Annotated in this window: 11 protein-coding genes; 7 read left to right on the top strand and 4 right to left on the bottom strand. The window is 65.8% G+C overall.

Going from position 1 to position 15,267, the window contains the following annotated elements:
- Window positions 1–649: 649 nt before the first annotated feature.
- The gene (locus ACN0TP_RS05430; protein WP_417217470.1) at window positions 650–2,257 is read left to right on the top strand and encodes an RNA-directed DNA polymerase; all 1,608 of its coding nucleotides are present in this window, start codon (window positions 650–652) and stop codon (window positions 2,255–2,257) included.
- 308 nt (window positions 2,258–2,565) lie between these two features.
- On the opposite strand, the gene ACN0TP_RS05425 is transcribed toward ACN0TP_RS05430, so the two are convergent.
- On the bottom strand, window positions 2,566–3,915 hold the full coding sequence (locus tag ACN0TP_RS05425; RefSeq protein WP_417217514.1) for an MFS transporter: 1,350 nt from the start codon (window positions 3,913–3,915) through the stop codon (window positions 2,566–2,568).
- Window positions 3,916–4,290: 375 nt separating this feature from the next.
- On the opposite strand from ACN0TP_RS05425, the gene ACN0TP_RS05420 reads away from it, so the two are divergent.
- From ACN0TP_RS05420 to ACN0TP_RS05395, 6 genes are all read left to right on the top strand, one after another.
- Complete coding sequence (locus ACN0TP_RS05420; RefSeq protein ID WP_417217469.1) at window positions 4,291–5,514, top strand: acetyl-CoA C-acyltransferase; 1,224 nt, start codon at window positions 4,291–4,293, stop codon at window positions 5,512–5,514.
- 2 nt (window positions 5,515–5,516) lie between these two features.
- Window positions 5,517–6,341: an enoyl-CoA hydratase/isomerase family protein gene (locus tag ACN0TP_RS05415; protein WP_417217467.1), complete on the top strand. Its 825-nt coding sequence runs from the start codon at window positions 5,517–5,519 to the stop codon at window positions 6,339–6,341.
- Window positions 6,338–7,213 carry a 3-hydroxyacyl-CoA dehydrogenase family protein gene (locus tag ACN0TP_RS05410; RefSeq protein WP_417217465.1) on the top strand — a complete coding sequence of 292 codons (876 nt, stop codon included), beginning with the start codon at window positions 6,338–6,340 and terminating at the stop codon, window positions 7,211–7,213. Before ACN0TP_RS05415 ends, ACN0TP_RS05410 begins: the two co-directional genes overlap by 4 nt.
- Before the next feature lie 55 nt (window positions 7,214–7,268).
- Complete coding sequence (locus ACN0TP_RS05405) at window positions 7,269–7,970, top strand: tyrosine-protein phosphatase (RefSeq protein WP_417217463.1); 702 nt, start codon at window positions 7,269–7,271, stop codon at window positions 7,968–7,970.
- 10 nt (window positions 7,971–7,980) lie between these two features.
- The gene (locus tag ACN0TP_RS05400; RefSeq protein ID WP_417217461.1) at window positions 7,981–8,571 is read left to right on the top strand and encodes a GNAT family N-acetyltransferase; all 591 of its coding nucleotides are present in this window, start codon (window positions 7,981–7,983) and stop codon (window positions 8,569–8,571) included.
- 96 nt (window positions 8,572–8,667) lie between these two features.
- Complete coding sequence (locus ACN0TP_RS05395) at window positions 8,668–9,672, top strand: NAD-dependent epimerase/dehydratase family protein (protein WP_417217459.1); 1,005 nt, start codon at window positions 8,668–8,670, stop codon at window positions 9,670–9,672.
- A 7-nt stretch (window positions 9,673–9,679) separates the two neighbouring features.
- On the opposite strand, the gene ACN0TP_RS05390 is transcribed toward ACN0TP_RS05395, so the two are convergent.
- The 3 genes from ACN0TP_RS05390 to ACN0TP_RS05380 are packed head-to-tail and all read right to left on the bottom strand — an operon-like array spanning window position 9,680 to window position 15,017.
- Complete coding sequence (locus ACN0TP_RS05390; RefSeq protein WP_417217457.1) at window positions 9,680–12,088, bottom strand: GNAT family N-acetyltransferase; 2,409 nt, start codon at window positions 12,086–12,088, stop codon at window positions 9,680–9,682.
- Window positions 12,085–13,458 (bottom strand): lysine N(6)-hydroxylase/L-ornithine N(5)-oxygenase family protein, encoded by a 1,374-nt coding sequence (locus ACN0TP_RS05385; protein WP_417217455.1) that lies wholly within the window; start codon window positions 13,456–13,458, stop codon window positions 12,085–12,087. Before ACN0TP_RS05385 ends, ACN0TP_RS05390 begins: the two co-directional genes overlap by 4 nt.
- Window positions 13,458–15,017 carry a pyridoxal phosphate-dependent decarboxylase family protein gene (locus ACN0TP_RS05380; protein WP_417217454.1) on the bottom strand — a complete coding sequence of 520 codons (1,560 nt, stop codon included), beginning with the start codon at window positions 15,015–15,017 and terminating at the stop codon, window positions 13,458–13,460. Before ACN0TP_RS05380 ends, ACN0TP_RS05385 begins: the two co-directional genes overlap by 1 nt.
- Between the last annotated feature and the right edge of the window lie 250 nt (window positions 15,018–15,267).

Genomic DNA, 15,267 nt, shown 5'->3' with positions numbered 1-15,267 from the left:
CTGCCCACTCGGTAACTTCCGAAAAACTGCTTCCAGGCTGGGCTAGTTACCGAACCCTCCAGGAAGCTCGGTTCACTCTCCCATCTCACGACATATAGCGCCGCCAAAATGCCGCCACCTAACGCAAACATCCACACTTATGGAACTAGAGAAGAGCAAACTTACGGCCCTTCGAGCGCTCATAACGGAGTGCCTGCCGTACGAGCTCCCGCTCGAGATGGCGAGTCACTGGCTCTATGACTATCTAGAATCGATAGCTGTCGCGGTAAAACCCCGCACCTTAACGGTGCGCATCAGTCGCCAGACCGACCTACTCTTTATGGTGCTGCTGGGGGGAGTGGACCTTTCAAATCACGCGGGCGCAGCGCGCTCGCACCCAGCTATTGTCCAAATCACGTCGGTAAGCGACAAGTGGAGAGCTCCAGCCTCCATTACGGTTCGACGCGATCGGATGCGTACTCGAGACCTAGACTTGCTCTCCATCAGATCTCAATTGGACTTTGCGTACCTGTATTTTTCTCATCAGGACACAATGCTTCACTTTACAAGGCTGGACAAAAGCTCGCTTAGGCATCCGGCGCGTGTAAATACCCACGGTAAGTACCTGGCAAACAAGCCGCGGACAACTCGTAAGGCCCCGGCGGTTTCCGTGGAGACCGTAGCGCGGGCGTTGAATACATATAATTCGTACTTCGTCTACGACAAGTATGCGTTTGTAGGGCAGTTCTACGATTCAAATCGCTGGCATGCATTGGAAGCACATTGGACCTTCATGCGTCGGTTGGACGTAGCCAACTGCTTCAGAAGTATCTACACGCACTCCGTAGCTTGGAGCACCGGAACGGATTTCTTCAGCAAAGAGAACTTAGGCGAGAAGAATCCAGAAGATCTTGGGCGTCAACTGGACTCTGCGATGCAGAGGGCAAATTGGGGCGAGACCCACGGCATCTTGATTGGACCAGAAATCTCCCGGATATTCGCTGAAATTGTCTTTCAGAAAATGGCGGCGGAAATGGAAGCGCGGATCCAGCGGAATGGTATCAAACGCGGTCAGTACGAAATCCTCCGCTACGTAGACGATTATTTTGTTTTCGCATCAGACGAACAGACAATTGTGGACGTGTCGTCGGTGGTTGAATCCGTATTGTCAGAGCATCGATACTCGATGAATCCCGCCAAAACTCGAGATTACTCCACGCCGTTTACGACCAATATCTCGGTCAAGAAGGCTCACCTGAAGAGCTTTCTTCTTACAGCCCTACCGCCCGAGGGGGATCTGCCCGCTCTGGATAGCCGAAATATTGCCGTACAACTAAAGTCCCTTTTGATAGATGCCGACAATGAGTCTGCGACCGTTGGCTCGGCATTGAGCTACATAGAGCGGGAACTAGCAAGATTCGTCGTCAATCGAGGCAAGAAACCATTGACTGCGGCCAAGGCCGCGGAACTTTCGGTGTATACGTGGGACTTCATCCATAACATGCTTTTTCAGTATCTCTCACATCCATCAGTCGCTTCGGCGATGAAAGTGGTACGTGTGCTGAGAATGTACATCCGCGCACCCGAGCGGATGTCAGTGGACGACCGAACTAGGGCAGCGCTACTCTTCAGGGCCGGAGAATATGTTCACTACGCGGTGCAGAAGGCACTTGAACGCCTGGTAGAAGTAGGAAATTCCGAAATCGAGATTTGCCATTTCCTCTCGCTTGCTCGAGCTTGCGATGTGGAAATCGATAGCAAGTCGCGGCTCGCGAAGTCACTCATTAGACAAATTGAGCAGGGACTAGAGAGTGTCCCTAGTCCCAAGGGAAATCAAGCACCGGTTCTGCTGCTTCTTTCGCTCATGAAGTACTTCATGAGTTGGGATGGGTGTGACGCTGAATATCGTGCGAGATTGATCGATCTCGCGTTAGGGGTCTCGGAGGTCGTCCTTGATCCGAGTTATCTTCCCCGTTCAAACGTGAAGAGGCACGCGATTCAAGAAGTTTTTATTCTTGCCATTGCGTCTTGTCCGTTCTTGGACCCGGAAGAACGACTGAAAATTTTGGCTCAAGCGTGGCTTTTGGGGGAAATCCAACTCCTGATCTTTGCCGGTAAGGCAACGCCGAAGGCCTCCAAGCGTTTCCTCCGGCGGTGTCTGCACGAATTGACGTCTGCGAGCGGAGAGAACAGCGGGACCTGGCCCGAGATTTTTTCTTGGTCGGGATCGAATTTTGACGAGCAGCTTTTTGAAAAGCAGCCACAGTTCTTATACTGAGATCGGTTCGTTGAAATGGTTCGTCATCGAAGCATTACTGCGGCGTGGATAGTTTGTCTACGAGGAGACACCGTTCTCCTACTCACACAATGGAAAATGAAGCTGCCTCGAGCGGCCTTCGGCACCCGGATGCCCTCAGGTGAAATCGATTCGCATGAGGCTCCGGGTGCTCCGTGTACGTGTGCCAGATCACGGCGTTTTCGTCTTGTTGCTTTTGGACACGATCAATGTCGCCGTTCAGGCTGGCAACGCGGGCCCGGAACCATCGCGATGATGGTTCCGGGCCCGCGTTCGTTCAGCTGGGGACGCTAGCTGACCTCGTCCGCCAGGATCCCGGTGTCGTGGGAATCCGGGATGTCGGTGCCGCGCAGCGAGGCACCTGCGGTTTCGGTCATGAACTTCACAGCGATGACTCCGAAGACCGCGGCGATCATCATGTAGACCGCGGGGAAGAGCACGAACCCGGTGCTCTCGATGACTGCCTCGTTGACCATGGCCGCCGTGCCACCGAGCAACGCGGTGGCCACGTTGTAGGTGATCGCGAAGCCGGCGAACCGCACCTGGGAGGGAAACATGGCCGGGAAGGTGGCCGTAATGGTCGCCAGCTGCGGGATGTAGAGCAGGCCGAGCACGGCGAAGCCGACGATGGCCAGCCCGAAGTTCTGGCCCATGAGCCAGAACATCGGCAGTGCGAAGATGAACAACCCGACCACCGAGGTCAACCACATCGGCTTGCGGCCGACCTTGTCGGAGAGCCGGCCGGCAAGCGGGATGACCGCCATCATGGCCACCTCGCCGACGATGATCACGATCAGCGACAGGTTCGAATCCAGGCCGAGCTGGCTTTCCAGGTACGTGGGCATGTAGCTCAGCAGCGTGTAGTTCACCATGTTCAGGCAGGCGACCAGTCCGAACATGATGAGCATCGGGCGCCAGTACTGCGTGATCAGCGCCTTCATGCTGTTGCTTTCCTCGACCTCCCCGCGCTCCTCGAGCTCCTGGAACACCGGGGTGTCCTCCAGCTTGGACCGCAGGTAGAGGCCAACCAGGCCCATGGGCAGGGCCATCATGAACGGGACGCGCCAGCCCCAGGCGTTCATCGCTTCCTCGGGGAGCAGCAGCTGGAAGACCAGCATGACCGCGGCGCCGAGGGCGAAACCGCCCAGCGTGCCGAATTCGAGGAAGGACCCGAAGAAGCCGCGCTTCTTGTCCGGGGCGTATTCGGCCATGAACGTGGCGGCACCGCCATACTCCCCGCCGGTGGAGAAGCCCTGCACCATGCGCAGCAGCACCAGCAGGATCGGCGCGAGCAGGCCGACGCTCTGGAAGGTCGGCAGAACGCCGATGAGGAAGGTGGCGCCCGACATCATGAGGATGGTCATGGTCAGCACCGCCTTGCGCCCCATGCGGTCACCCAGCGGGCCCCAGACCAGGCCGCCGAGCGGGCGGACCACGAAGGACAGGGCCAGCGTGGCCAGGGTCAGGATGCGGCCGTATTCACCGGGGAAGAAGTGGAGGGTGATGTAGGTGACCGCCACCGAGTACACGCCGTAGTCGAACCACTCGGTCATGTTGCCCATGGCGGAGGCGGCGGTTGCCTTGCGGATCATGCTCCGGCCCTCGGGGGTCGAGGTATCCGGGCCGATGTCGTCGGTCATGTCGATGGATTCGTTGGGTTCCGCTGACGGGTTGCTGCCCGTGGGGAAACTGTTGTGCTTGCTGTCTTCCGGTGGCACTGATGCCTCCCAAGTTTCTTCAGCTTGCGTCGACCGGCCGCCGTTCCGTGCCCTGCTGGTGATCGGAACGGGTCGGTCCACGATCCGGCAAAAGCACCGGAGTCGGTCAAAGCACATTATATTACCGGCGGGTGTACTAACGGTCAATTTCGTCATGACCCCACGGCGGAGTTGACCACCGGCTGCCGGGGTGGGAATCTACTTAGTGAACGATTGGTCGGTAATTGTGTCCTGTGACGCACTTCCGAACGACGGCAACGAGGCCTGGATGACGGGTCATCCGAAGAGGAGTAGTGCATGTCCGAAGCATTCCTGGTGGGCGGAGCCCGCACCCCGGTCGGCCGCTACGGCGGGGCCCTGAGTTCCGTCCGCCCCGATGACCTGGCAGCGTTGACCGTGCAGGCCGCCGTCGAACGGGCCGGCGTCGACCCGGCACTGGTCGACGAGGTCATCTTCGGCAACGCCAACGGCGCCGGCGAGGAAAACCGCAACGTCGCCCGCATGGCCTGGCTGCTCGCCGGCTACCCCGACACCGTCCCGGGCATCACGGTCAACCGCCTCTGTGCCTCGGGCATGTCGGCCATCACCATGGCCTCGCACATGATCAAGGCCGGTGCCGCCGACATCGTCGTCGCCGGTGGCGTCGAATCCATGTCCCGTGCCCCGTGGGTCATGGAGAAGCCAACCAAGGCCTTCGCCAAGCCCGGAGCCACCTACGACACCTCGATCGGCTGGCGCTTCCCGAACCCCGCCTTCCTCTCCGGCGAACTCTCCCGCGAGGGCAAGGCCACGTTCTCCATGCCGGAAACCGCCGAGGAGGTCGCCCGGGTCTTCGGCACCTCCCGCGAGGACTGCGATGCCTTCGCCGTGCGCTCGCATGAACGCGCCCTGGCCGCGATCGCCGCCGGACGCTTCGCCGAGGAGATCGTCCCCGTCACGGTCACCGGCCGCAAGGGCGCCACCACCATCGTGGACACCGACGAGGGCCCCCGCCCGGGTACCACCCAGGAGGTCCTCTCCGGCCTGCGCCCGGTCGTCAAGGGCGGAACCGTCGTCACCGCCGGCAACGCCTCGACCCTCAACGACGGCGCCTCGGCGATCATCGTCGCCTCCGAGGCGGCCATCGAGAAGTACGGGCTGAAGCCGCGCGCCCGCATCCTTGACGGTGCCTCCGCCGGTGTCGCCCAGGAGATCATGGGCATCGGCCCGGTGCCCTCGACCCGCAAGGTCCTCGAGCGCACCGGACGCACCGTGGACGAGCTCGCCGCGGTGGAACTGAACGAGGCCTTCTCCTCGCAGTCCCTGGCCTCCATGCGCGAACTCGGCCTGGACCCTGGCATCGTGAACAACGACGGCGGGGCCATCGCCCTGGGCCACCCGCTGGGCTCCTCGGGCTCCCGGATCGTCATCACCCTGCTCGGCCGCCTCGAACGCGAGGCCGCCGCCGGCTCCAAGCTCGGGCTGGCGACCATGTGCGTCGGCGTCGGCCAGGGCGCGGCCCTGCTCGTCGAGGGCGTCTAGGCGTGGGCGCCCCCACACCAGGGCACGACGGCGGTGCCCGGCTGGATCCCGCGGCCTTCACCACGTTGCTGGTCACCGAGGCGGCGGACCGGGTGTCGGTGCGGCTGCACCGCCCCGAGGTCCGCAACGCGATCGACCAGGTCATGGTCGATGAACTCCACGTCGTCTGCACCTACCTGGAGACGACCCCGAAGATCCTCATCCTCTCCGGCACCCCCGGCGACGCGGCGACGGGAACGAAGGGGATCTTCGCCTCGGGCGCCGACATCGCCCAACTGCGGGCCCGCCGCCGCGACGATGCACTGGCCGGGATCAACTCCACCTTGTTCGACCGCATCGCGCACCTGCCGATGCCGGTGATCGCCGCCCTGGACGGCTACGCGCTCGGCGGCGGGGCGGAACTGGCCTATGCCGCGGACTTCCGCATCGGCACACAGGCCCTGCGGATGGGCAACCCGGAGACCAACCTGGGCATCATGGCAGCGGCCGGGGCGACGTGGCGGCTGAAGGAACTCGTCGGGGAACCGATGGCCAAGCACCTGCTGCTCGCCGGGAAGGTCCTGCGCGGGGAGGAATGCCTGCGGATCGGCCTGGTCACCGAACTCGTCGAACCCGCCGACCTGGACGACGCGGCGAACACCTTGGCGGATTCGATCGCCGCCCAGGACCCGCTGGCGGTGCGTGTTTCCAAGGCGGTCTTCCACACCCCCCGGGCAGCGCACCCGGTGATCGACACCCTGGCGCAGTCGATGCTGTTTGAATCCGAGGCCAAGTTCGAGCGCATGCAGGCGTTCCTGGACAAGAAGAACGACGGGAAGAAGAAATGAGCCCCCTGACCAGTACCAGCACCACGACCGGCCTGCCCTCACGTGTGGGGGTGCTCGGTGGCGGGCGCATGGGCGCCGGCATTGCCCATGCCTTCCTCATCCACGGCGCCGACGTCCAGGTCGTCGAACGCGACGAGGCCAGTGCCGAAGCGGCCCGCGAGCGGGTCGCGACGGCGGTCGGCAAGTCGATCGAGCGCGGGCTGGCCGGCACGGCGGAGGAGCACCTGGCGCGCCTGGCCGTGTCCACCGACTACTCCCGTTTCGGGGACCGGGAACTGGTGGTGGAGGCCGTCCCGGAGATCTGGGACCTGAAGGTCTCCTCCCTGCAGGCCGTGGAGGCCGAGCTGTCCGGGGATGCCGTGTTGGCGTCGAACACCTCCTCGTTGTCGATGAACGGGCTGGCCGGGCACCTGCAACGTCCCGGCTCGTTCCTGGGGCTGCATTTCTTCAACCCGGTTCCCGCCTCGACGCTGATCGAGGTCGTCATCGCCGAACAGACCCGCCCCGAACTGGTGGGTACCGCCCGTGGCTGGGTTGCGGGGTTGGGCAAGACGGCGGTGGTGGTCCATGACGCCCCGGGGTTTGCCTCGTCGAGGTTGGGGGTGGCGATCGCGTTGGAGGCGATGCGCATGCTCGAGGAGGGTGTCGCGTCCGCGGAGGACATCGACAACGCGATGGTGCTGGGCTACAAGCACCCGACGGGTCCGTTGAAGACCACCGACATTGTGGGGTTGGATGTGCGGTTGGGGATTGCCGAGTATTTGCATGAACACCTGGGGGAGCGGTTTGCGCCGCCGGAGATCCTGCGGGCGAAGGTCGCCGCGGGGGAGTTGGGCCGCAAGTCGGGGAAGGGCTTCTACGACTGGTCCTGACCCGGCAGGCGACCCGTTCCGGGACCCGTCCGCGCACCCGTGGCAGGATGGTCGGATGAACGAGGTGGACTGGGAAGGCGCGGTCAACGCCCACCACGTGGCCGGCCGGTTGTACCGGATGGGCCGCAGCGAATGGCTGACCGAACGCGGCTGGCGGCAGGCCCATGCCGACGGCATCCGCACCGTGGTGGACCTGCGCAACGCCGACGAGCGACGCCGCCGCCCCACCGACCCCGCAGTCGGTCCCGGGGCCCTGGCCGGGATCACCGTGCTGCACTGCCCCACCGAGGACCAGTCCCACGCCGGATTCATGGCGGCAGCGGCCTCGGCCGACACCCCCTACCTGAGCGACCCGCGCTACTATCCGGCGAACCTCGAGCATTTTCCAGAACTCATCGCCGGGGTGTTCCGCGCCCTGGCACATGCCCGGGGTTCCGTCGTCGTGCATTGCTCCGCAGGGCGGGACCGCACCGGGCTGATCGTGTCCCTGGCGCTGAGCCTGGCCGGGCGCCGTGAGGCGGTGGCCACCCAGTATGACGCCGGGGCCCGCGGCATCAACGAATGGCACCGGATCAGCCCGGTCAAGCACCCCTACGAACGGCACCTGGCGCCCGCTGAGCTGGAGGCGGCGCTCACCGGACGGCAGGCGGCACTGGCCGAGTTCGTCGACGGGGTCGACGTCGAGGCCTTCCTGCTCGGGCAGGGCCTGGAGCCGGGCGAGATCGACGCGGTCCGCGCGCTGCTGACCGGACCGTAGGCTGGGAACCATGAAAGCGCTCGAACCGGTCACCCTGCAGGGGGAACTCGTCACCCTCGAACCCCTGTCCGCCGACCACCACGATGGGCTGGTGGATGCGGTGCGCGACGGCGAACTCTGGAACCTCTGGTACACCGCCGTCCCGCGCCCCGAGGAGATGGCCGCGGAGATCGAGCGGCGCCTGGCCCTGCAGCGGGCCGGCAGCATGCTTCCCTTCGCCGCCCGGCGCACCTGCGACGCGGTGCTGCTGGGCATGACCACCTACATGAACATCGATGCGTCACTGCCGCGGGTGGAGATCGGATCCACCTGGAACCGCGCCTCGGCCCAGGGGACGGGAACCAATCCCGAGTCCAAGCTGCTGCTGCTCACCCACGCCTTCGAGGCGCTGGGCTGCCCCGCCGTCGAATTCAGGACGCACTGGATGAACCAGCAATCCCGCGCCGCCATCGAACGCCTCGGTGCCAAGCTCGACGGCGTCCTGCGCTCCCACACCCGCACGGCGGACGGGGCATTGCGCGACACCTGCGTCTATTCGATCACTGCAGCAGAATGGCCACAGGTCCGCTCCGGACTGCGGTTCCGCTTGTCACGGCGCTGAGGTCCCGCCGGCCACGAACCGACACGGGGGGACACGCACCAACATTTTCCCCCGGCGACTTGCCAGAACCCAGCCCGGGGGAGTTGGCTGGTTGGCATGGCAAAAATCCTCATCCTCGGTGGAACCCAGTGGCTTGGCCGGACCATCGCGCTGCAGGCCCTGGGGGAGGGGCACGAGGTCACCTGCCTGGCCCGTGGAACCACCGGCGGATTTCCGGACGGGGCCACGGCCATCACGGCGGACCGGGAGACCGACGGCGCCTACGATCTCGCAGCGGCCTCGAGCTGGGATCTGGTCGTCGAACTGACCCGCAAGCCGGCCCATGCCAAGGCAGCCGTCGAGGCGCTCTCGCCGCACGCCGGGCACTGGGTCTACGTTTCCTCCTGCTCGGCCTACGCCCTGCATTCGAAACCCGGGGCCGCCGAAGCCGCCCAGCTGCTGGCCGCCCTGGACTCCAGCGCCGAATACACCGACGAGCAGTACGGGGCCGCGAAGGCCGGCTGCGAATGGCTCACCGTCGCCTCCCGCGGAAACGCAGCCCTGCTGGTCAGGCCGGGCCTGATCGGCGGACCCGGGGATCCGAGCGGACGCACCACCTACTGGCCGCTGCGCTTTGCCGACGGGCGGGAACCGGTGCTGGTCCCGCAGGACGAGGACGATGCCCGTTACGTCCAGATCGTCGACGTGCGGGACCTGGCGGCCTTCATCCTTCGCGCCGGCCTGGACGGACGCCACGGCCCGGTGAACGCCGTCGGCGCCGAGATGCCCCTGGGCGATGTCATCGCCAGCGCCCAGAGCGCTGCCGGCTACACCGGTGAGGTGATCGCCTATCCACTGCACCGCATGCAGCAGGACGGGGTGGAACCGTGGGCGGGGCCGTGCTCGCTGCCGCTGGTGTTGCCGGCGGGGAACGATTTCGCCGGATTTGCGCGTCGTTCGGACCGCAAGGCCCTGCGGTGGGGACTGGTGCGTCGTCCGCTGGCTGAGACGTTTGCCGACATCATTGCCGCCGACGGCGCCGTGGTGGTGGCCGGCGCCGATGGCCCGCGCTCGGGATTGAGCGCGGACCACGAGGCGGAACTGATCGGCCAGCTCGCCTGAGCAGCGGCTACCTGCCGGCCCACGGGTTGGCCAGGGACCCCGCGTAGAGCAGGCCCTCGGACTGGTTGCCAATGTCGAGCATCTGCTGGTTGTTGCGCAGCTGCAGCCGGTTCAGGCAGGACAACTCGAACTCGTCCCCGAAGAGATCCAGCGCGTCGAATGACTGCGCGGTCCCGGGGTTCCGTGCGCGGTAGGCGCGCAGGCTGTTGGCCGCCGCCTCCCAGAAATCCGCCTCGGTGGCCAACGCCTCGCGCTCCAGCAGCGGGGCCAGGAACCGCAGGAAGCAGTCCACGATGTCGGTGAAGACCACCAGCCGGCGTTCGGCGTCCGGCACCTGGGCCCGGATCCTCTCGACGGCTTCGGGCAGGGCAGTGCGATCGCCCAGGACGGCGACCTCCTCGGCCAGGTCCTTCAGCAGCACCCGCTGCGGAACGCCGTCACGCAGGACCAGGATCACGTTCTCCCCATGCGGCATGAACACCAGATCGTGGGCGGCCAGGCAATGCACCAGCGGCACCAGGTAGGCGTCGAAATAGCGGCCGAGCCACTCGGTGGCCTCCAGGCCCGATGTGCGGATCATCGCCGCCGCGACGGACTTCCCCTCGGCGTCCACGTGCAGCAGGGAAGCCATCGTGGCCAGCGACTCCCCGTCCTGTAGCTTCTCCACTGGCGATTCGCGCCACAGCGCCGCCAGCATCTTGCGGTAGGGCGAATGCTGGTCGGTGGCCGCATGGAACAGCGGGTTGGCGTAGCCGACGGCAGCCACCTCTCGGATCAGCTGCGCACGGCTGCGTCCCAGTTCCGGGTCGGCGTCGAAGAGTTCCTGCAGCCATTCGTTGATGGCCGGTGTTGCCTTCATGTAGTCGGCCGAGAGTCCGCGCATGAATCCCATGTTGACCACCGACAACGCCGTCTTCACGTAGTGCCGCCGGGGCGCGCTGCGGTTGAAGAACGTGCGGATCGACTGTTGCGGTTGGTAGAGGTCCCCGGAGGATCCCAGATGCACCAGATGCCCGGTGGCGATGTCACCGGCGAAGGTGACCGACAACTTCTTCTCCCACTGCCACGGATGGACCGGCAGGTACAGGAAGTCCTCCGGATCCAATCCGGTGGACAGGCAGGCCTCGTCGAGGCGTTCGGAGAAGACGGCACGCCGACCCGGATCCAGCTCAGTGTCCAGCAGGGCATCGACGTCCAACCCGCTGATGGCCGAGAAATGCGTGCGCGTGCTGTGGGCGGCCACCCACTCGAGTTCGATCACCGCACCGGTTTCCGGTGCGTAATCGAGGTAGTCGGCGGTGCCCAGTCCGGCGCGTCCGTTGTTGGCGACGAAGCAGGGGTGCCCCTCGGTCATGGACGCCTCGATGCGTTGGAAATCGGCGACGGGATCACCGGTTCCCACCGCCAGCTCGGTGGCGGTCGCCGTGGAGTGCAGCTGCTTGAAGCAATGCCCGGCCAGCGTGCTGCCCAGCTCCTCCAGATACAGGGGCAGCTGGGCATCGGCCAGTCCCAACTCGGTGCGGAAGCGCACCACGAACTCCTGGACGTCGGGAACGCCCGCTGTGGACCCGCTGCCGTCCGGGGTGGTGGTCCGGACCTCGATCGATGCCGGGTCGACCATCCAATGCTCCAGGGCATGCACTGTGGCCGAAAACGCGTACTCGACGCCGTGGCCGCGCAACACCCATCCGCCGGTCGCCGGCTCGGGGTGGAGCAGGCGCTCATGGGCGAACTCGCCGATGGCCTTGGCCAGGACGTGGCGCTGGGCGGCGTCCCATCGTCCGGGGGAGAGGTGGGTGGCCGACGTCGACGGGGAACCGGTGGCCGCCGCGAAGGCAGCCCGGGTGCACCAGGACACCAGTGCCGTCTTGGCCGGTGCACCCGGCAGTTCCGGCAATTCGATGCGTTGGAATGGAACGAAACCCAGCCGGGAATTGAGCGAATGGACCGCGGTGTTGCGGGCATCGGGTTCGACGACGACGCGCAACACGGCAGGGTCGGCGAACAGGTGCTGCAACGACGCGCGCAACGCGTCTTCGCTGAAGCCGCTGCGGGCGACGGTGTCGTTGTCGGCCGGCGCCGGCAGCAGCAGATGCAGGCCGGCATCGCCCGGGCGCCGGGGATACGCGCCGGCTAGCTGCGAGTGTTCGGGGGCGTAGGTCTCCAGCAGGAAGACGGGTTGGCCTTCTTCCTCGGCGACCAGCGCCTGGTGATGGGGGTTCGCCGCGATGGTGCGGTGCTCCTCGCGGACCTCGTCGAGCGTGGCATCGGACATGCCCCAGAAACGGGCATGTTCGGTGGCGATCCACCGATGCAACAACGCTGCGTCGGCGGCGGGGTCGACGGGGCGGAAGGTGAACCGGGCCGGCGTGGTGTCGCGGGTACCGGTGCGGGCGCTCGGCATCTGGGCGGTCATGCGGTGGCCTCCTGCAGGGGTGTGGTGGACGGGGTGGGCGAGGGGTTTGACGGGTCCGCCGGGGTGCCGAATTCCTGGAAGGCGATGCGTCGTTCGACGGAGTAGTGCTCGACGCCGGTGATCCGGTTGATGATCACCGAGTTCCGGTAGGCACCCATCCCCAGGTCGGGGGCGGTGAATCCGTGGGTGTGCAGTTCGGCGTTCTGGACCAGGATGTCCCCGCAGACGCCGACCGAGTAGTCCCGGTCCACATCCAGGCGTCCATCGGGCAGCCGCTGCAACCGGTCGGCGATGCCCGCGAGGAAGTCCGGCTCACGGTAGGAGTATCCGGTGGCCAGGACCGCTGCGTCGACCTCGATCACCTGGGGTCCGCCGTCGTCCTGGTTGCGCAACCCCAACTGCCAGTGCCCGTCCTCCTGCTCCAGGGACTCCAGCGAGGTCGCGGCCAACAGCCGCACCGGGGGTGCCCCCTCGACGCTGCGTCGATAGAGCATCTCGTGGATCCCGTTGACCAGATCGGCGTTGATGCCCTTGAACAGCGCTTTCTGGGTGGCGTTGAGCCGGTCGCGGCGATCCTGGGGCAGGGAGTGGAAATGATCGATGTACTCCGGCGAGGTCATTTCCAGGGTGAGCTTGGTGTACTCCAGCGGGAAGAACCGTGGCGAGCGGGTGATCCACACCAGCTCCTGGTCATCACCGAGCCCGCCGAGCAGGTCGGCGAAGACCTCGGCAGCACTTTGGCCGCTGCCGACGACGGCGAGGCGGCGGCGGGAACGCAGCGCCTCGCGGTGCCCCCGGTAGGCGGAGCTGTGCACGAGCGGTGCGGTACCGGCTGCACCCTCTGCCCCCGTGGCGGCCACGGCGTGGCGGGCCGCAGCGGGGACCTCCGGGGTGGTCCCGGTGCCCAGGACCAGCCGCCGCGTGCGCACCTGGGAGGTGCCGCCGTCGTGCTCCACGTCCAGGGTGTAGACGCCTGCCTCGAAGGAGGCGCCGACCACGCGTTGGCCGAAGCGGACCGAGGCGAGCCGTTCGGCGGCCCAGCGCAGGTAGTTGTTGTATTCGGCGCGCAGCGCGTAGAAGTCCTCGCGGATGTAGAACGGGTAGATCCGACCGGATTCCTTGAGGAAATTCAGGAATGAATGCCGGTTGGCCGGGTCCGCGAGGGTGACCAGGTCGGCCATGAACGGGACCTGCAGGTGGGTGCCTTCAAGCATCATGCCGGGATGCCAGGCGAGTTCCGGCGCGGCCTCCAGGACCAGGATGTCCAGCCCGGGGACGTTGTCCGCCAAGGCTGCGAAACCCAGGTTGAAGGGGCCGGCACCGATGCCGACGGCATCCAGGATCCGGTCGGCGGTGGCTGGGGTTTGCATCAGTGGCGGCCTCCTGTGGTCATCGGGGTGGATGCGGCGGCCAGGTGGTCGCCATGGTCGCGGGCGGCGGTGATAATCGAGGCGATCTGGGCCGCGGTGGTGCGGGGATTGAGCAATGTCAGCTTCAAGTGGCGCCGCCCGTCGAGGGTGGTGGCGGCCACCATGGCCTCGCCCGAGGCATAGAAACGGGCGCGGATGGCGTCATTGAGCCGATCGGCGTCCTCCTCCGCGTGCGGGCGGCCCGGCGGTGGGATGTAGCGGAACACCACGGTGCTCAACTGCGGTTCGGCGGCCAGCAGCAATCGGGGCGTCTGGCGCACTGTGTCGGCGGCCGACCGGGCCCGGTCGAGGACTTCGTCGAACATGGCGCCCAGCGGGCCGGCGCCGATGGAGCGCAGGGTGATCCAGAGTTTGAGGGCGTCGAAGCGGCGGGTGGTCTGCATCGATTTCTCCACCTGGTTGGGGGCCTGGCCGGCCTCGCGGGCGGGGTTGAGGTATTCGGCATGGTGCGTGATGTGCCCGAAGGCCGCCCCCTCGCGCAGGAGCAAGGCGCTGGATCCGATGGGCTGGAAGAATGACTTGTGGAAGTCGACCGTCACCGAATCGGCCGATTCGATGCCCGACAGGCGATCGCGGTGTTGCGGCGAGACCAGCAGCCCGCACCCGTAGGCGGCGTCGACATGGAACCATGCCCCGTGCGATCGTGCCAGCCCGGCGACATCGCGCAGGGGATCGATCGCGCCGAAGTCGGTGGTGCCGGCGGTGGCGACGATGGCCATGGCCTGCTCGCCCGCTGACGCGCCGTGGGCCAGCAGGCGGGCCAGCTCGCGTGTGTCCATGCGGTGGTCGGCATCGACGGGAACCGATACCACCGCCTCCTCGCCGAGGCCGAGTGTGGCCGCCGCACGGCAGACGCTGAAATGGCTCTCTGCCGAGGTGTAGATCCGTAGTCCTTCGAGCCGTTGGGGCAGGCTGCCGGAGCGCCCGGCGGTGGCCCGGTTGCGGGCGATCAGCAGGGCCTGGAGATTCGACTGGGTACCCCCGGAGGTGAAAATGCCGTCTGCCGAGCCGCCCAGGCCCGCCAGCTCGCCGGTCCAGTCGATGAGGCGGCGTTCGATCAGGGTGGCTCCTGCGCTCTGGTCCCAGGTATCCATCGACGTGTTCAGGGTCGTCACCAAGGATTCGGCGGCAACGGCAGGGATGGTGACCGGGCAGTTCAAATGGGCGGCGTAGCCGGGGTGGTGGAAGTAGACGGCATCCCGGGTATACAGCTCGGCTGCTTCGGCCAGGGCGGCCTCGGTGTTGCCCAGGGGCTGTTCCAGGTCCACCGCGTCGACGGCTCCGGACAACAGGTGCGGCGAGGGGCCGGTAGTGGGTCCTGCCGCGGTGGCGATGGCCTCGGCGGCCGCCAACGTCGCAGCGTTGGACTCTCCCACGTAGCGATGGGCGGTCTCGCCGCACAACAGGGAATCGAGGCCGACGGCCAGGTCGGCCGCCGGATCGCCGGCCGGCTGCTGGAGCGTGGCGGTGGAGGCCGCGCGTGGGGTCGAAGAGTTCATGGGGTTCCTTCGAAGTCGATGATCATGCAGGGTAGCCTTACCTAATGCGGTGTCATTAAAGGCATAAAAACTCTTCTCAATACAATTTATGTAACATTCTTCACGCCATGCGGGACTTTTGGCGACATCGATCCGGCCGTCGCGAACGTCTGATTGACATCCCCCAATGAGTCATGGAATGCTGGTTTCGTTCTGTCCCCGACGTGAGGATTCCCCGGTGAACATCTCGGCTGCCTTCGCCTGATCCGGC

Origin of the sequence: Arthrobacter sp. (assembly GCF_048266065.1) — a bacterium.
In the GTDB taxonomy this organism is placed as follows: Bacteria; Actinomycetota; Actinomycetes; order Actinomycetales; family Micrococcaceae; genus Arthrobacter_H.
Note: the sequence above shows the minus strand (reverse complement) of the source record. Positions and strands in the feature narration are given on the sequence as shown.